At 31.8% G+C, this 18,761-nt stretch carries 15 protein-coding genes; 13 read left to right on the top strand and 2 right to left on the bottom strand.

Features of this window, described 5'->3' with window-relative positions:
* Positions 1 to 36 precede the first annotated feature (36 nt).
* The 3 genes from FYJ33_RS07905 to FYJ33_RS07895 are packed head-to-tail and all read left to right on the top strand — an operon-like array spanning position 37 to position 3,647.
* Complete coding sequence (locus tag FYJ33_RS07905; protein WP_154531214.1) at positions 37 to 756, top strand: ATP-binding cassette domain-containing protein; 720 nt, start codon at positions 37 to 39, stop codon at positions 754 to 756.
* The gene (locus tag FYJ33_RS07900; RefSeq protein WP_154531213.1) at positions 737 to 2,332 is read left to right on the top strand and encodes a hypothetical protein; all 1,596 of its coding nucleotides are present in this window, start codon (positions 737 to 739) and stop codon (positions 2,330 to 2,332) included. Before FYJ33_RS07905 ends, FYJ33_RS07900 begins: the two co-directional genes overlap by 20 nt.
* Before the next feature lie 49 nt (positions 2,333 to 2,381).
* A complete protein-coding gene (locus FYJ33_RS07895) occupies positions 2,382 to 3,647 on the top strand; it encodes a class 1 isoprenoid biosynthesis enzyme (RefSeq protein ID WP_206046644.1) in 1,266 nt (421 codons plus the stop codon).
* 119 nt (positions 3,648 to 3,766) lie between these two features.
* On the opposite strand, the gene FYJ33_RS07890 is transcribed toward FYJ33_RS07895, so the two are convergent.
* Positions 3,767 to 5,323, bottom strand: a complete 1,557-nt coding sequence (locus tag FYJ33_RS07890) for an ABC-F family ATP-binding cassette domain-containing protein (RefSeq protein WP_154531212.1) — start codon at positions 5,321 to 5,323, stop codon at positions 3,767 to 3,769.
* 546 nt (positions 5,324 to 5,869) lie between these two features.
* Here FYJ33_RS07890 and FYJ33_RS07885 point away from each other — a divergent pair.
* The 7 genes from FYJ33_RS07885 (at position 5,870) to FYJ33_RS07855 (ending at position 14,011) form a co-directional block, all read left to right on the top strand.
* Positions 5,870 to 7,009 carry an AI-2E family transporter gene (locus FYJ33_RS07885; protein ID WP_154531211.1) on the top strand — a complete coding sequence of 380 codons (1,140 nt, stop codon included), beginning with the start codon at positions 5,870 to 5,872 and terminating at the stop codon, positions 7,007 to 7,009.
* A 67-nt stretch (positions 7,010 to 7,076) separates the two neighbouring features.
* Positions 7,077 to 7,307, top strand: a complete 231-nt coding sequence (locus FYJ33_RS07880) for a hypothetical protein (RefSeq protein WP_154531210.1) — start codon at positions 7,077 to 7,079, stop codon at positions 7,305 to 7,307.
* A 352-nt stretch (positions 7,308 to 7,659) separates the two neighbouring features.
* The gene (locus tag FYJ33_RS07875; protein WP_154531209.1) at positions 7,660 to 8,973 is read left to right on the top strand and encodes an APC family permease; all 1,314 of its coding nucleotides are present in this window, start codon (positions 7,660 to 7,662) and stop codon (positions 8,971 to 8,973) included.
* 56 nt (positions 8,974 to 9,029) lie between these two features.
* On the top strand, positions 9,030 to 9,557 hold the full coding sequence (locus tag FYJ33_RS07870; protein ID WP_328598665.1) for an ABC transporter substrate-binding protein: 528 nt from the start codon (positions 9,030 to 9,032) through the stop codon (positions 9,555 to 9,557).
* The gene (locus FYJ33_RS07865; RefSeq protein WP_154531207.1) at positions 9,554 to 9,727 is read left to right on the top strand and encodes a hypothetical protein; all 174 of its coding nucleotides are present in this window, start codon (positions 9,554 to 9,556) and stop codon (positions 9,725 to 9,727) included. The genes FYJ33_RS07870 and FYJ33_RS07865 overlap by 4 nt, the downstream gene beginning before the upstream one ends.
* Before the next feature lie 330 nt (positions 9,728 to 10,057).
* Complete coding sequence (locus FYJ33_RS07860; RefSeq protein WP_154531206.1) at positions 10,058 to 11,782, top strand: peptide ABC transporter substrate-binding protein; 1,725 nt, start codon at positions 10,058 to 10,060, stop codon at positions 11,780 to 11,782.
* 519 nt (positions 11,783 to 12,301) lie between these two features.
* Positions 12,302 to 14,011 (top strand): peptide ABC transporter substrate-binding protein, encoded by a 1,710-nt coding sequence (locus FYJ33_RS07855; protein WP_154531205.1) that lies wholly within the window; start codon positions 12,302 to 12,304, stop codon positions 14,009 to 14,011.
* A 61-nt stretch (positions 14,012 to 14,072) separates the two neighbouring features.
* Here the strand turns inward: FYJ33_RS07855 and FYJ33_RS07850 are convergent, their stop codons facing one another.
* Entirely contained in the window at positions 14,073 to 14,705 is a 633-nt protein-coding gene (locus FYJ33_RS07850) for a flavin reductase family protein (protein ID WP_154531204.1), read from the bottom strand.
* Between the two features lie 393 nt (positions 14,706 to 15,098).
* Between FYJ33_RS07850 and FYJ33_RS07845 the strand changes: the two genes are divergently transcribed.
* The 3 genes from FYJ33_RS07845 (at position 15,099) to FYJ33_RS07835 (ending at position 18,761) form a co-directional block, all read left to right on the top strand.
* A complete protein-coding gene (locus FYJ33_RS07845) occupies positions 15,099 to 16,775 on the top strand; it encodes a peptide ABC transporter substrate-binding protein (RefSeq protein WP_206046643.1) in 1,677 nt (558 codons plus the stop codon).
* A 116-nt stretch (positions 16,776 to 16,891) separates the two neighbouring features.
* Positions 16,892 to 17,845 (top strand): ABC transporter permease, encoded by a 954-nt coding sequence (locus FYJ33_RS07840; protein ID WP_154531202.1) that lies wholly within the window; start codon positions 16,892 to 16,894, stop codon positions 17,843 to 17,845.
* Between the two features lies 1 nt (position 17,846).
* Complete coding sequence (locus tag FYJ33_RS07835; RefSeq protein WP_154531201.1) at positions 17,847 to 18,761, top strand: ABC transporter permease; 915 nt, start codon at positions 17,847 to 17,849, stop codon at positions 18,759 to 18,761.

The following is an 18,761-nucleotide window of genomic DNA, read 5'->3' as shown; positions in this document are numbered from 1 at the left end:
TTCATGCACAAATTTTAATATAATTAGGGGGCCTTTATGGAATTAATTTTAAAGGATATTGAAAAAAGCTTTGGGGACAAGCAAGTACTAAAGAAAGCATCTTTTACTTTTGAAAAAGGACGTATATATGGACTTTTAGGGAGGAATGGTTCAGGAAAGACAACTCTTTTTAACTGCATAAGTGAAGATGATAAGCAGGACTCAGGAACTGTAGAGCTTGTTGATGAAACGGGAAATGATATAATGAACTATTCAAGCATAGGATATGCATTTGCGCAGCCTGTTCTTCCTGAGTTTCTTACAGGATATGAGTTCCTGAAATTTTATATTGATGTAAACAAGGATAATATACAAAATCTATTATCTATTGATGAGTATTTTGACATAATTAAAATAGAAAAGGAAGATAGGTATAGGCTCATTAAAGATTATTCATTTGGTATGAAGAATAAAATTCAGATGGTATGCTTTTTGATTACTAAGCCACCAGTTATCCTTCTGGATGAGCCCCTTACATCTTTTGATGTTGTTGTTGCGTATGAGATAAAACAATTATTGAAGAAGATAAAAAGTGATCATATATTGATATTTTCAACTCATATACTAGAGCTGGCTACTGATCTTTGTGATGATATAGTTGTATTAAATAATGGACAGCTTGAACTTGTTGATGAAGAGCTTCTTAAGAGTCCAGACTTTGAAGAAAAGATAATGGACATATTGAAGGAGGATAGCGATGTCAGCAGTGTTTCTTAATACATTAAAGTATAGTTTTGCAGAAGGAGCCAATACAGCAATATACTTTCTAAAGCGTATACCATTCATAGGAAAGAAGATTCCAGACAGCCTTTATGCCCATAGTGGTGCAAAGCAGATTATAGGAATAATTGCTTTTATTTTCAGCATATTATTTGATTTTTTAAAGAAATCAGCATATGTTGGTTTGATATGTATACTTCCATGTATGTTTATTACGAAGAAAGCCGGTATACACATTGATAGCATAGATACACAGATTTTTATATTCTTCATGCTGTCATTTATAATTGGTTCTTTTTCACGACCTATAGCAATGAAGAGTGATAAAAGTGCATTTAACATGATAATTCTTTTAAGGACAAACCCTCAGAAATATTATCTTTCTCAGATTATCTACAGAGCAGTATCACAGGTTGTGTTTTTCCTTCCTATAATAAGCATAGTAACAGGCAGTATCCTTGATTCATTACTGATGCTTGTTGAGCTTGGAGCGTTCAGGTTTATTGTTGAAGCGTTGTATTTATATCTTTATGATAAAAAGTCAATGCAGCTTTGCGATAACAATTATTTTCATGCTGTATTATGGATTTCATGCTTAGCGGCAGCATATGGACTACCATTTTTAAGTATAAATATAAATAGAGGACTTTATGTTCTTAATCCTATTTTTGCTGTGGTTTCAATTGTTTTAGGCGCAGCATCATTAATATATCTGGCAGGATATAAAAAATATAAAGTTGTGGCAAAGAAATACCTGACAATTCAGAAGGTCATGGAAATAGAGACAATGATGGAAGATTCAAAGACTGCAGATATAGCCGAATTAACACTTGAGGATCTGGACAGCAGCAGATTCAACAATAAGACAGGCTATGATTATCTGAATTCCATATTCTTTGTACGTCATAAAAGAATAATGAAAAATGCTGTTAAGATTAGAACTTTTATTATACTTGGTGTAGGTATTTTAGGGATAGGAGCAGTAATCTTCTTCCCAAACATAAAAAATAATATGGCAGATACTATTTTAAAATCAATGCCTTATTTTGTTTTTATCATGTATATTGTCTCTGTTACAGAAAAAGTGTGCAGAGCTATGTTCTTTAACTGTGATAAGAGTCTTTTAAAATATGGTTACTATAAGCAGCCAGGAGTTATATTATCAAATTTCAGTGTTAGACTTAAAAAGATATTAACACTTAATCTTATTCCAGGAGCAGTTATCTGTATACTGCTGATGATTATTTATATGATAAGCAAAGGTGATATTTATGCAGTAAAAGCTGTACTGCCTAACTGTCTTGGTATCATGTTTTTATCAGTATTCTTTTCTGTTCATTATCTTTTCATGTATTATGTGCTTCAGCCTTATACAGAAAAAATGGATGTAAAGAGCCCGACATTCAGCATAGTCAATGGTTCAATGTACTTTGTAAGTTATGGCTGTATGCAGGTAAAGACTTCATCAATTTATTTCACTCTTGGAGTAATTGCAGTAACATTTATTTATGTAATAGCAGCACTTGCAGGTGTATATATATTTGCACCTAAGACATTTAAATTGAGAAAATAAATCATATATCGATAATAGGGAAATTAATAAATTTAAGTTGGAGATAAATATGGACTTTAAAAAATATATAGACTATCAGTATAAGCTTACGGAAGAAAAGTGGTGGTCTTCAAAAAGCAGTATAGAATTAGAGTGTACGAAGGTAAATTATCTTCAAAAAAAGGCAAAGGAAATGCGTCTTGATAAGTGTGTTGATAAGCTTATTGACCATATAAAAAGTTTTCCGCAGAATTATGAAGAAGCGGGAAAGATATGGGCAGAGAAGTTTCATGAGATTATTGAAAATATATTAAAGAAGGACTATATATTTTCGCTTGATTTACCTGATAAACTTAAAGAAGAATGTTTTAAAGTAACAAGACAATTTTTTAAAAAGGCAAGAGAATTTGATAAAGATATGTCTTTGTCAGATATAGGGCAGGCCATGAGAAATGTATGGATCATCAATATGATTCAGTCATTAAAGGGTGAAGATGTATGCCTTACGAATTCTATCTTCTCATACAGTATGCTTTATCCGTATACTGATAATTTAATTGATGATGTTAAAATATCATTAGAAGAGAAAAAACAATTTAATGAACGACTTACACAGAGGCTTAAAGGAGATAATTTATTTCCACTTTATGAATATGAAGCTAAAGTTTTTGCGCTTGTAGCGAATATAGAGGATGAATATGCAAGAAATGAATTCAGCGAGGTGTATGAATCACTACTGCAGATTCAGCAGGGTCAGATCCTCAGCCTAAGCCAGCAGGACAAAGAGTCAATACCTTATGAAAGAGATATATTAGGTATATCTGTGAAAAAGGGTGGATCTTCAGTGCTTGTAGATGGTTATCTTGTAGATGGCTATCTTACAGAATCAGAAATTGAATTTTGTATTGGTTATGGAGTTCTTCTTCAGATAGCAGATGATATTCAGGATGTAAAAGAAGATATTAAAAATAAACATATCACAATAATGTCTCAGCTTGCTGATAATTATAAACTAGATATAATTATCAACAAACTTATGAATTTCACAATAGAAACAGTGGATAACTTCAAGAGAAATGTGGATAATCCTGAATATGTGGATAGAATAAAGAAACTTATTAAAGATAACTGTATAATGCTTATTTTATTTTCAATGGCATTGAGTAAAAGCTATTTTACAAAAGAGTATGTTAAGAAAAACGAAGAGTATTTACCGTTTACTATAAAATATATTGAGAATCTCGAAAAGAATTTAAAGAAAAAATTTGGCGTATTAAATGATATGAAAGAAAGCGGAATGCTGGATAAGGCTATTAATGCTGTATTGAGTTTATAATGTTTAAGACTAAAGCTCCAAGTGTTTTATACTTGGAGCTTTTGCAATTTAATAATCTTATAAAAACTGCTACAGTTTTGATTGCTGTAGCAGTTTTTCTTATGATTTTTATATACTAACTAGATGATTTTTGTAGTCCAGTCTTCGCAATTCCATATGTCTGTTACAACATCTCTATAGAATTCAGGTTCATGGCATACAATAAGTATGCTGCCTTTATATTCTTTTAAAGCTCTTTTAAGTTCATCTTTAGCTTCCACATCAAGGTGGTTTGTAGGTTCATCTAGGATTAAGATATTAGATTCTGCGTTAATTAATTTACATAATCTAACCTTTGCCTGCTCTCCACCACTAAGTACGCATACCTTACTTTCTATATGCTTAGTTGTAAGTCCACATTTAGCAAGAGCTGATCTTACTTCATACTGAGTCATTGAAGGGAATGCTTCCCATACTTCTTCAATACATGTATTGTAGTTTGCTTCTTTGATTTCCTGCTCAAAGTAGCCAAGCTGCTGGTAATCTCCCAAAGTAACTTCACCACTTAAAGGCTTGATAATTCCCATAAGGCTTTTTAAAAGAGTAGTCTTTCCAAGACCGTTAGCACCAACAAGGGCTATTTTCTGACCTCTTTCCATATGAAGGTTAAGAGGCTTTGTAAGTGGTTCATTATATCCAATTACTAAATCTTTAGTTTCAAATATTGTCTTTCCTGAAGTTTTGCCATACTTAAAGTTGAATTCTGGCTTTGGCTTTTCAGCAGCAAGTTCAATTATTTCCATTTTATCAAGCTTCTTTTGTCTTGCTTTAGCCATACCACTTGTTGCAACTCTTGCCTTGTTCCTTGCAACAAAGTCTTTAAGGTTGGCAATTTCAGCCTGCTGTCTTTCATAAGCAGCTTCAAGCTGTTTCTTGTTTTCTTCATGAATTCTCTTAAAGTTATCATAGTCACCTACATATCTTGTAAGCTTTCTGTTTTCCATGTGATAAATTAGGTTAATTACGCTGTTTAGGAATGGTATATCATGAGAGATAAGGATAAAAGCATTTTCGTAAGCTTGAAGATATCTCTTTAACCATTCAATATGTTCTTCGTCTAAATAGTTTGTAGGCTCATCAAGAAGAAGTATATCTGGAGTTTCAAGAAGAAGTTTTGCAAGAAGTACCTTAGTTCTCTGTCCACCACTAAGTTCTGTAACATCTCTGTCAAGACCTACATCAAGAAGACCAAGACCCTTAGCTACTTCATCTATTTTGATGTCTATTATGTAAAATCCGTTATGATCAAGCATGTCTTGAATTACAGCAGTTTTTTCAAGGGCCTTGTTCATTTCATCTTCGTCCATTTCGCCCATTCTGCCGTATATTTCATTCATTTCTTCTTCAAGGTCAAAAAGATACTTGAAAGCACTACGTAATACTTCTCGTATAGTCATTCCTTTTTCAAGCTGAGCGTGCTGATCCATATAGCCAACTCTTACTCTGTTGCTCCATATTACAGAGCCTTCGTCTGGTTCAAGGTGCCCAGTTATTATATTCATAAACGTAGATTTTCCTTCACCGTTGGCACCTATTAGACCAATATGTTCACCTTTTAAAAGTCTGAAAGACACATCTTCAAATATTGCTCTATCTCCAAATCCGTGACTCAAATTTTTAACCGTTAAAATACTCATAGATTATTCTCCTTAATATAAAATTTGCTACTAAGAATGTATCATAAATTATAATTATTTATCAAGGTAATATAATTAATAAAATACCTGTTTTTAATACAAAATAAACTCATAAGTAATGTAGAATTTATATTGTATAATTCATGATAAAATTAGCTGCGCTGAGCTAACTAATTTCTTAATTTTAATGGAGGCAATACCTTCAACCCACCACAATTATTAAATTAGGAGATTTAAAGAGGGCAAAGCTCTCTTTTTAATGTCTAGGAAATTGCATTGTAAATGGTGAAATTTTAATGATGTAAACCGTTGAAACTAAAGGGGTTGCACGCTTGTGTAAGAGGATGGAAGAATGCAATTTTGTCCTTTAGTCATCAAGGGGTGAAAGACATATAAAGAAAGGACTTGGAGCGTGTCGACGGAGGATTCGAAATATGTCTTTCATCCTTTTTTATAAACTCCCACACGGGGAGTTTAATCCGAAATTATACATTATACTCTATACATTATACATTATCTCAACATTAAGGATTGTAGGCGGTTTTTATGAATAAAAGAGAAAGTGACAATTTAAAAACAGGATTTATAATTTCTACATATGTGATACTATTAGTTTTTTTGTTATTTAATTTTAAGAGCGTAAAATTAGGTGTATCATATATATTTAATATAATAAGTCCGTTTTTTATTGCTGTTGCAATAGCATTTATACTCAATATACCTATGAAATTTTATGAAGCTAAACTTTTAAATTCACTTGATACATATAAGAAGGGAAAATATAAAAAATTAAAAAGACCAATATCTATAGTAATGACTCTTGTATCTATTGTAGGAATTATTGTCCTGATAATGATTTTTGTGATTCCTCAGCTTAAAAACAGTATCATTAATTTGGTGAAAAACATTCCGGAAAGTTTAAAATCAATTGAAGGTATGGTAGATAATGATTTTAAGAATAGTACTATAATTACTGAGGTTGTAGAGCAGGTTATGAATATGTGGAAGGATATTGCTATAGCTGCGGGAAAGATAACGACTCAGTTTTTTTCGCAGGTAGTAGATATAACAATGTCTGTTACATCTATTATAGTTAATTTCTTTATTGCATTCATTCTTGCAATCTACATGCTTTGGGACAAAGAAAAACTCATATTGAATATAAAAAAATTTATGTATGCTTTCTTTAAAAAGGAAAAAGTTAATTTGATAATAAAAGTAGTCCATATAGCTAATGAAAAATTCTCAAAGTTTATTGAAGGGCAGTGTACTGAAGCTATAATCATTGGGGTGCTTGTATTTATTGCTATGATTGTATTTAAAATGCCTTATGCAGCACTTATAAGTGTAATAATAGGAGTTACTGCATTGATTCCTATCTTTGGGGCAATAATTGGAACTATTCCAGGAGTGTTTATATTATTTACTATAAGTCCAATAAAATCATTCTGGTTTTTAGTAATTATAGTTATTATTCAGCAGCTTGAAGGGCATTTTATATATCCAACTGTGGTAGGAGGAACTATAGGACTTTCCGGCATATGGGTTATGCTTGCAACGGTTATTGGAGGAAGTGCGTTTGGAATACTTGGTATACTTATCGGAATTCCACTTGTAAGTATTATGTATACTCTGCTATCTGAAGTTATTAAGAAAAAGCTTAAAGATAAAAAGATTTCACTATAAAATTAGCACACTTTGATGAGAATAGAATATTAATATTAGTAGAAAAAACCTATGCAGGAGTAATGATATGAATCCGTTTGAACTTGTTAATCTTATACAAAGTAAAATGCAGAATCCTGTATTTGCAAGACAGTTTAATAACCTCATTAGCCAACTTGAAAGTATTCCTGGCCTTAAGCAGGAAGTAATGAGAATAGCCTCCATAAATGATGAAAGAAAACGTCAAAGGGCTATAGAAAGATTGCCAGATCAAGCAAAAGCAATAGTAGGACAAATCTTTGCCCTGTTAAACAGCTAGGATAAAAATATCGCCGTGATTAAATTCACGGCGATATTTTTATTCAATGCATAACGCATAAATTATGCACTATGAGCTATGAATTATGCATTATAATGCCGGTTATACTAAATAAGAATACAAAAAGTATTGAATTTATGTTAATATATAAAATTGCAATAAACAATTTTAATGCTGTAAAGCTTTGAAAACAAAGGATTTACAAGTTAATACAAAAAATGGTATAAGGCAATTTCATCCTTTAGTAATCTGAGGTTTGCAAGACATATGAAGAAACGACTTGGAGAGACCGCAGGGAACGACGGAGGCTTCGGAATATGTCTTGCAAACCTTTTTTACTTAGGAGGAAAACATGGAAAACAAGTCACTAAAGAAGGAAATGAGCTTGTTCATGGCTACTATGCTTGTGTGTGGTAACATGATTGGTTCAGGAATATTTATGCTTCCATCAACGCTTGCTCAGGTATCTGGGCCTCTTGCGACCATAATAGCATGGATATTAACAACAGCTGGTTCAATATTAATTGCTATATCTTTTGCTAACTTAAGTACAAGATATACAGCAACTGGAGGCGCTTATCAATATACGAAAGAAGCCTTTGGGGATTTTGCAGGTTTTTTAAGTGCCTGGCTTTATTGGAATGGATCATGGATTGGCAATGCAGCAATAATGGTTACGCTTGTAAGTTACAGTGTAGGATTATTTCCAGCTTTGAACAATCCTACAATAGCAGTTATTGTTTCTAGTGCTGTACTTTGGTTATTTACAATACTTAACATTATCGGTGTGAAACAGGCAGGAAAAATTCAGGCATTAACTACAGTGTTCAAGATAGTATTTTTCTCAGTTTTTATAATAGCGGCACTGTTGAATTTTGAAAAAGCTAACTTTATGCCATTGATGCCTGAAGGAAAGGGGTTAGGTACAGTTCCGTTAGCAGCAACGACAACTTTATGGGCATTTATTGGTCTTGAAAGTGCTACTGTTACTGCAGGGGAAATAAAAAATCCCGAAAAGAATGTTAAGAAGAGTACAATCTATGGACTTATAATTTCAGCAGCAATTTATCTTCTTATAAGCATTAGCAGCATGGGAACTATGTCTAATTCTGATTTAGCACAGAGTACTGCACCAATGACTGATATACTTACAAATATACTTGGAAAATCAATTGGAAGCATATTCATAGTATCAGTAATTATATGTCTTACAGGAACTATGATTGGATGGCTTTTATCAACTGCCAGAATATCATATGCAGCAGGAGAAGATGGTGTATTCCCTAAATTTTTTGGCAAAATAAGCAGTAAGTATGGGACACCTATAAGTTCCCTTGTGATAGGATCTCTCCTTATGAATATACTTCTTGTTATGAATTATCAGAAAAGCATGGTTTCAGCTTTTACATTTATGACGATTCTTGCAACATTATCATTTCTTCCAGTTTATTTATTAGCTATATCAGCAGAAATAATGATAATGTTTAGAGAAGAAAAACATTTTAATTTTAAGATTTTTGTGAAAAAAGCATTTGTTCCACTTCTTGCATTCTGCTATACAATATGGGCAATTTATGGTTCCGGGGCAGAAACTGTAATGTGGGGATTTATATTAATGCTTATAGGAATTCCGTTTTATATTTATAATTATCACAACAATAAATAATTAGAAATAATTAAGAACTGTTATGGCTCTATTTTTGAGTTTATAACAGTTTTTTTATTGAAAAGGCTGGATGTGAAAGTTATGAAGTAAGTTCAGATAAACTTACTTATACATTCCATTTAAGAAAAGATGCAAAGTGGTCAGATGATAAGCCTGTAAAGGCACAAGATTACGTTTATGCTTGGAAGCAGCTTATCAATCCATTAAATGGATCACCTTATATGACATTGTTAGCCGAATTAAATGTTAAAGGTGCTGATGAAATAATTGCAGCAGCTTCAGCTAAAAAAGATGCTAAAGATCTTATTGATAAATTAGGTGTTGAAGCTAAAGATGATAATACTTTAGTAGTTACATTGACAAAGGTAACTCCATATTTTATAAATGCATTAACATTTAAAGGTCTTGTGCCAATAAGAGAAGATATTGCAAAGAGCCAGGGTGAAAAGTATGGAGTTGATTGCAAAACAATGGTGTATAATGGACCATTTGTTGTAGCTGATTATCAAAAAGGATCAAAGATAGTATACAATACCTGCTTGGACCAAAGGTTACAATTACATCAGATCTTTCAGACTATATGACTAAGTTGTATAAAGAAACATTTGGTATTACACTTGAGACTGTATTTACTCCTGATGATACAACATTTTATGATATGTTTGATAAAGGTGAGTTTGACATAGGTGGATCAGGATGGGGACCTGACTATGATGATGTAAGTTCATACTTAGAAATAAAGGAGAAAATCTGAATTTGGATTTTCTCCTTTATTTTTTTGCATTTTGGGAATCGTTTTAAATGTTAAATGAAGATGGAAACAACAAAGATGAATGAAAAATAAAGTAATAAATTGTGAATAATGAATGAAAAAGTATACATTGAACTAAAAAATGATACAATTTTAAAAAAACAAATAAAAAACAATAAAATAAGTAAAAATATCTCAAAAATATTTACAAAATAAAAATAAATAACTATAATTATATAAAAAGTAACAATAAACAATATTTAAAATAAATTGAAAAAAATTCAAAATAATTAGGGTAAAAATTTTGGATTTTTAAATTTAGGGGGTAATTATATGAATAAGAAAAAACTAGTAGCTTTATTTTTAGCAGCTACAACAGTAAGTACAATGGTGTTTGCAGGATGTGGTAGTACTGAAGAAAAAAAAGAAACTTCAACTGAAAAGACAGCTGATACAAAGCCGGATAAAGATCAGACTTTAAATTTAGTTGGCTATGATTATACTTCTCTTGATCCAGCTAAAGTAAGTGATGCAGAAAGTTTTACAAGTATGAATCAGGTATTTGAAGGACTTATGAGAGAACAGACAGATATAAAGGGAAATACAAAGATAGTTAACGCTGGAGCTGAAAAGGTAGATGTCAGCAGTGATAAATTGACATATACATTCCATTTAAGAAAAGATGCTAAATGGACAGATGATAAACCTGTAACAGCAAAAGATTATGTGTATGCATGGAAGAGATTAATAAATCCAACAACAGCTGCTCCTTATATGACAATACTGGCAGAATTAAATGTTAAAGGAGCGCAGGAAATAATTGATGCAGCAACAGCTAAAAAGGATAAAGCAACAACTGATGCTCTTGTAGAGAAGTTAGGTGTTGAAGCTAAAGATGATTATACTTTTGAAGTTAAGCTTGCAAAACCAACACCATATTTTTTAAATGCAATGACATTTAAGGGCCTTGTACCAGTAAGAGAAGATAAAGTAAAGGCTGCTGGAGATAAGTACGGAGCTGATATTAACACTGTTGTGTACAATGGACCATTTACAATATCAGATTATCAGAAAGGTTCAAAGATAGTATATAAGAAAAACACCAAGTATTGGAATGCTAAGAATATCAAACTTGAAACTGCTAATGGATTTATCATAGATGAATCAAATACTCTTGTTAAGATGTTTGAAACTGGAGAACTTGATTTAACAGGAGCATCAAAAGATAATCTTGCAAGGCTTAAAGAAAAAGCTAAGAATGGTGAAATAACATATATCCATGGAAAAGACACTACATCTTATTATGAATACTTTAATGTTACAAAAGGAATATTAAAGAATGCAAAGGTAAGAAAAGCATTATCTTTAGCAATAAACAGACAAGAATACCTTGACGTTGTTTATAAGAGAATGATTCCTGCTTATGGTCTTATAACTGATGGAGTTGACTGTAGCGGTAGTGTTTACAGAAAGGAAGTTCCTGAACCAATCAAGAATGATGTTGAAGAAGCAAAGAAACTTATGACTGAAGGACTTAAAGAAGAAGGCGTAGATGCATCAAAGGTAGTTATAAAGGATCTTTTAGGAACTAAGACTTCTACTACTTCAGCTATAGGTGATTACATGGAGAAACTTTATAAGGATACTTTTGGTATAAAACTTGAACAGGTATTTACTCCTGATAGTAAGACATTCTTTAAACTGTTAAATGAAGGAGATTTTGACATAGCATCTAGTGGATGGGGTCCAGATTATGATGATATAAGTTCATTCTTCGGCGTTTTCTTAAGTGACAGTGCAAATAACAATGGACACTATAAGAATCCTAAATATGATGAACTTGTTAAAAAGGCAGCATCAGAGGAAGATGCTAAAAAGAGAGTTGAATTATATAAAGAAGCTGAAAAAATACTTGTTGCTGATGATGCTGGAATAATGCCAAGTTATTATGCAGATATAAATTCATTCAGAAAGAATTATGTTAAAGGATCTACATTTAGTAAGTTTGGTGGTCAATACGATTTATCTCAGGTTTATATCTCTGGAAAAACAAAATAGATCAATATAAATAAAAGATGCCTTGATAAGCTTCAGCTTATCGGGGCGTTTTTATTACTTCTATAATTTAATAATCAGATTATAAATCACAATGTACATATTATAATAACTATAAATTATTAAAAAATAAATCGAAAGAGTAAAAAAGTAGTAACAAATTATCAATTATTAAAATGATTTGCTGACAGGTAATTATTTATTACAATAATAGCTTTGAAAGCGTAGAATTAACACATTCATAAAATAACCTCTTTTTTTAATTTAAAAATGAAATATCTTATTATACGTTTACAAACAACATAAAAGTATTTCTTCGTTTAGCAAATGATAAAAAAATATACTTTATTTTAAAAAAGTAATAAAAATTGAAGAATTTCTATAAAAGTGTAGGAAATATATTTACAACTTGTTAATAAATATATATAATTTGAATAAAGCAGGAGGAAAACACAAATTCCTCAAAAAATGTAAAATATTAAAAACATAAATATAAATAAATATTTTAGGGGGGCAATAAATATGAAAAGAAAAAAAGTATTAGCTTTAGTACTTACTGGAGTTGTTGCAACTTCAGGAGTATTAGCAGGATGTGGAAGCAGTAATGATGCTGCAGATTCAAACAAAACTCAAACAACAGATACACCAGATAAGGAACAAGTATTAAACATAGCTGGATATGATTTCAAGACACTTGATCCAAGCTTAGTTAGTGATAGTGAATCATCATCAAGTTTAACTAATATTTATGAAGGTTTAATGAAAGAAGTAGACAAGGATGGAAAGGCAACTGTTGAGCCAGCAGGATGTGAAAAGTATAAATTAAGTGATGATAAACTTACTTATACATTTCATTTAAGAAAAGATGCAAAGTGGACTGATGGAAAACCAGTTACAGCTCAACAATATGTTTACTCTTGGAAGAGACTTATAAATCCTAAGACTGGTTCAGATTATATGACTTTACTTGCAGAATTAAATGTAAAAGGTGCTCAGGATATAATCGATGCAGCAGATGCAAAGAAGCCAACTGATGATTTAGTTGAAAAACTTGGCGTTGAAGCTAAAGATGATTATACATTTGTAGTTCATCTGGAAAAACCTACACCATTCTTTATCAATGCAATGTCATTTGATGATCTTGTTCCAATAAGAGAAGATAAAGTTAAAGAACAGGGAGATAAATTCGGATCTGATCCTAAGACAACAGTTTACAATGGACCATTTACAATAACTGAATATCAGAAGGGTTCTAAGATTGTTTACACTAAGAATGATAAATACTGGGGTGCAAAGGACATCAAACTTCAGACTTGCAATGGTAGCATAATAAATGAAACTACTACACTTGTTAAGATGTTTGAAGGTGGAGAATTAGATGTAACTGGAGCATCAAAAGATGATTTGGCTAGATTAAAACAAAAGGCACAGAATAAGGAATGTCAATATGTACAGGGTGTAGATACAGGAGCATACTTCAATTATGTAAATGTGACTAGACCAATAGTTAAAAACAAGAAAGTTAGACAAGCATTATCATTAGCTGTTGACAGAAAAGAAATGCTAGATGTTGTCTATAAGAGATGTATTCCATCATACGGAATTGCTCCAGAAGGAATTTCTTGTGGAGATAAAGATTACAGAAAAGAAGTTAAAGAATCAATTAAGACTGATAAGGAACAAGCAAAGAAATTAATGGCTGAAGGACTTAAGGAAGAAGGAGTAGAAGCTTCTAAAGCTAAGATTACAATGCTATTTGGACCTAAGACTTCAATAAGCCAGAGTATGGGTGATTATTTCCAGAAGTTATATAAAGATGCATTTGGAATTAATTTAGTTCTTGATTATTCACCAGATTCTCAGAGCTACTTCAAGAAGAGACAAGCAAGTGACTTCGATCTTTGTGGTGGCGGCTGGTCTGCTGACTATAACGATGTAAGTTCATATTTCGGAGTATTTTTAGGAGCTAACCCTAACAACAATAGTAAATTCAAGAATGCTGAATATGATAAACTTGTAAAAGATGCAGCATCTGAACAAGATAATAATAAGAGAATGGATATGTACAAAAAGGCTGAAGAAATCTTAGTAAAAGATGAAGCAGCAGTTATACCAACATATTATGGTGATATAAATTCATTCAGAAAGAATTATGTAAAAGGATTTGAAAACCCTAAATTCGGTGGATACTACAACTTACGTACAGTATACATCTCAGGAAAAACAAAGTAATTCCTTCTGATAAGATTAAATGAATAAAATAAAGACTGCTTAAGTTAAGCAGTCTTTATTACTAATTATTGTGCTTTATAAAGTTTTTCAGGTTTTTTTCATACTTTGAATATTCCTTTATACGGGCCTTATTCTTAGCAATTGAAAAACCAAATTTACCAATAGCACTTTTGCTCATTGGATAATATTCACCGTGACAGTAATTTATAAGGTTAGCTTTCTCAAAGTGAATTTTACCTTTTTCATCTATCAAGGTTTCGTTAATGTGTGAACTTAATACTTCTGCAAGTATTAAATCATGTGATCCTAAAGGAATTATTTCTTTCACCTTACATTCAATATTGATAGGGCATTCATCTATATAAGGAACACTTATGTTATCACTATCTTTCATAGTGAAGCCCAGCGCGTCTATCTTATTTATATTTCTTCCAGACTTTACGCCGCAAAAGTCAGTTTCTCTCACAATGCCGTAATGTGGGATGTTAACTGTAAATTCCATAGTCTCTTTTATATATTCATAGGATAGACGCTCTGGTCTTACAGATATAGAAAGCATAGGTGGCTTTGTACAGATGGTTCCAGTCCAGGCAACAGTGAAGATATTAGTTTTGCCAGCTTTATTTTTAGAAGCAATTAAAACAACTGGTACAGGGTTTAAAATTACACTTCCTTTAAAATTACTTTTATTCATTATATAAACACTTCCTTAAACGCATATTGATAATTAATTATAACATAAAATAAAGTGATATATTTGTTAAAATAAATACAACAATATTCTCGTGAATTCGATTTTATTTAATAAAATAAAACATATTAGTATAAAAATGTTCCTAAATAAAATGATTACAAGATGTTATGAAATAATATTTAATCAAAAAATGTAGTACAAAAATAAAATATTAATAATTTTGTCTAAAAATAAATTGAATCTTACGAATAATATTTGCAAATCATTAGTAATTGCGTTATAATTTTGTTTAAAGCGAAGATTTAACAAACATTTATAGATAAATATGGGTGTTGTTAAATAAATGAGAACTTTTAATAGATTATGGAATATGCGGCGAAAGGAAGAAAGACAATGAAGAAAAAGAAAATATTGGCGGTATTATTAGCGGGAATAGTATCATCTACAGTATTAGCTGGTTGCGGCAGCAGTAGTGATGGTGCATCTGAGCAAGCTTTAAATTTAGTAGGATATGATTTTAAGTCACTAGATCCAAATAAAGTAAGTGATTCTGATTCATTTACATCTTTGGAGAATATTTATGAGTGTCTTACAAAAGAAGTGCTAAAAGACGGAAAAGAAACAACAGAACTTGCAGGAGCTGAAAAGATAGAAAAGAGCTCTGATGGGCTTACTTATACTATTCATTTAAGAAAGGATGCTAAATGGTCAGACGGCAAGCCAGTAAAAGCATCAGAATATGAATATTCCTGGAAGAGACTTACTAACCCATCAACTGGAGCAGATTACATGACTTTACTTGATGAACTTAATGTAAAAGGTGTAAGTGAAGTTATGGCAGCAGCTGAAGCAAAGAAAAGTGGAGCAGAAGTAGATAAGTTAGTTGATCAAATAGGTGTACAAGCTAAAGACGATAACACATTAGTTGTAACTTTAGCAAAACCAACTCCTTATTTTGAAAAAGCATTATCATTCAGAGTTTTAGCGCCAGTAAGAGAAGATAAGGTTAAAGAACAAGGAGATGCTTTTGGGGCAGATCCAGCAAAGATGGTTTACAATGGACCATTTACTGTTTCTGAATATGCAAAGGGATCTAAGATTGTATATAAGAAAAATGATACTTATTGGGATGCTAAGAACATTAAGCTTGAAAAAGCCACAGGACATATAATTACTGAAACAACAACTTTAGTAAAGATGTTCGAAGGTGGAGAACTTGATATTACATCAGCAGCTAAAGATGATTTATCAAGATTAAAAGAAAAAGCTAAAAACGGTGAATTCCAACATATATCTGGACCGGATGCTGGAGCATATTTTAACTACTACAATGTAACAAGAGGAGTATTAAAGAATGCTAAAGTTAGAAAGGCTATGTCATTAGCTTTAGACAGACAGCAGTTCTTAGATGTTGTATATAAGAGATGTATACCATCTTATGGTTTAGTTCCAGATGGAGTTAACTGTGGAAGCAAGATATATAGAAAAGAAGTTCCACAAACTTTAAAGACTTCAGTAGACGAAGCTAAGAAGCTTATGACAGAAGGACTTAAAGAAGAAGGAATAACAGATCCATCAAAAGTAAGCATAGATTTCTTATTAGGTGAACAATCATCTATAACAAAAGGAATTGGGGATTATATTCAGAAAACATTCGAAGAAACATTTGGAATAAAGATTAAGCAGGACTTCACTGCTGATGCTCAGACTTATTATAAGAGAAGAACTGAGAAAGATTTCGATATGTGTGGAGGTGGATGGACTGCTGACTATAATGATGTAAGTTCATACTTCACTATATTTACAACTGGTAATGGTAACAACAGTGGAAACTACAGCAATAAAGAATTCGACAGCATTGTAAAAGAAGCATCTGCTGAAACAGATGAAAACAAGAGAATTGAACTTTACAAGAAAGCTGAAGACATTTTAATAAATCAGGATCCAGCAGTTATGCCAACATATTACTCAGATGTAAATACATTTGCTAAGAACTATGTTAAGGGATATCAGATTCCTAAGTTCGGTGGAAGTTATGATTTATCAGGAGTAAGTATTCAAGGAAAATAATCAGCAATTATATTTAGTTGAATATGAATGATAAACAGGACTTTTTGTCCTGTTTGTTGTTAATTATAAAATTTCGTACATTTTTAAAGTAATAATAAAATGAAGGGGGATATGACATGTTAAAGTATATTTTAAAAAGACTTGGCATAATGATTGTAACACTTTGGTTTATAGCAACACTTACATTCGTACTTATAAATGCGCTTCCAGGTGATCCAATCGGTGCTAAGGCTAAAAAATTGCCAGCAGCTACTGAGCAGGCAATAAGAGCAAAATACGGCTTAGACAAGCCAGCATCTGTTAGATACGTAAATTATCTAGGAGACTTAGTAAAAGGAGATCTTGGACAGTCAATACAGTGGCCAGGAAAAACTGTTAATGATATGATAAAGGCTGAACTTCCTGCATCTGCAAGATTAGGACTTCAAGCTGTTGCTATAGGTCTTATAGTTGGACTTCCATTAGGAGTTCTTGCAGCATTTAGAAGAAATCATTGGGAAGATTATGGTGTAATAGTATTATCAACATTAGGTGTTTCAATACCAGGATTTGTTCTTGCGATATTATTACAATTTGCATTTGGTGGTAAAGGTGGTATTCCGACAGTTGGATGGAATAACAGTGCTCATCCATTCTTTGCAGCATTTAAGTATACTTTATTACCAAGTATAGCATTAGCATTTGGTGGTATAGCTTCAAATGCAAGATTTATGAAATCATCAGTTATTGATGTTATTAATCAGGATTACATTTTAACAGCAAAAGCAAAGGGAGTTGGCAAAGCTTCTTTAGTATTTAGACATATATTAAGAAATGCAATACTTCCAGTAATAACAATGCTTGGACCAAGAATAGCAGGTATTATTACAGGATCACTTATTGTTGAACAGATATTTGCTATACCAGGACTAGGTAGAGAACTTCTTAATTCAATAAACTATAGAGATTACACAGTAATAATGTCACTTACAGTATTCTTTGCAGCTTTATACGTAGTATCACTATTAGTAGTTGATATATGTTATGCACTTGTAGATCCAAGAATAAAAGTAACAGGAGGCGCTAAGTAAGATGGAATTAAATGAAAAAAGCTTTGAACGATTAAGTTCAGAGGAAAAACATTCAGACGAGATAGTAAGACCTGCGATATCTTACTGGGCTGATGCATGGAGAAGATTAAAGAAAAATCCTATTGCAATGATTTCTCTTGTAGTATTAATAATTTCAATATTATTAGCTATTTTTGGACCTTACCTAGTTAAGTACAAATTTGATGCTCAAGATTATAAAGTACTTGATAATAGACCATCTGCTGCTCACTGGTTTGGTACAGATAACTTAGGAAGAGATTTATGGGCAAGATGCTGGGTAGGCGCTAGAGTTTCTTTATATATTGGTTTTGTAGGAACATTAATTGAACTTATTATTGGATGTATCTACGGTGGAATATGTGGCTATTTCGGTGGTGCAGTTGATTTAATATTAATGAGAGTTATTGAAGTTTTATCTTCAATTCCATATTTAATTGTTGTTATACTATTACTACTTGTTTTACCAAAGGGTATAGGAACACTTATATTTGCAATGTGTATTATGGGTTGGACAGGAATTGCCCGTCTTGTAAGAGGACAGATTATGCAGCTTAAAAATTCAGAATATGTTATGGCTGCTCAGGCTCTTGGTTCAAAACCAATGAGAATTATCATAAAACATCTTCTTCCAAATACATTAGGTATAATAATTACTTATATGTCAATGGATATACCGGCATATATATTTGAAGAAGCTTTCTTAAGTTTCTTAGGACTTGGAGTTCAGCCTCCAAAAACCAGCTTAGGAGCTCTTGTTTCAACTGGTCAGGGAGTTATGACTAACCATCCTTATCAGTTATTTATACCTTGTTCAATCATATGTATAATAGTTTTGGCATTCAACGTATTTGGTGATGGATTAACAAATGCGCTAGATCCAAAGCAAAGACAATAG

Origin of the sequence: Inconstantimicrobium porci, assembly GCF_009696465.1 — a bacterium.
Lineage (GTDB): Bacteria > Bacillota > Clostridia > Clostridiales > Clostridiaceae > Inconstantimicrobium > Inconstantimicrobium porci.
This window is presented reverse-complemented; position numbering and strand designations above follow the sequence as displayed.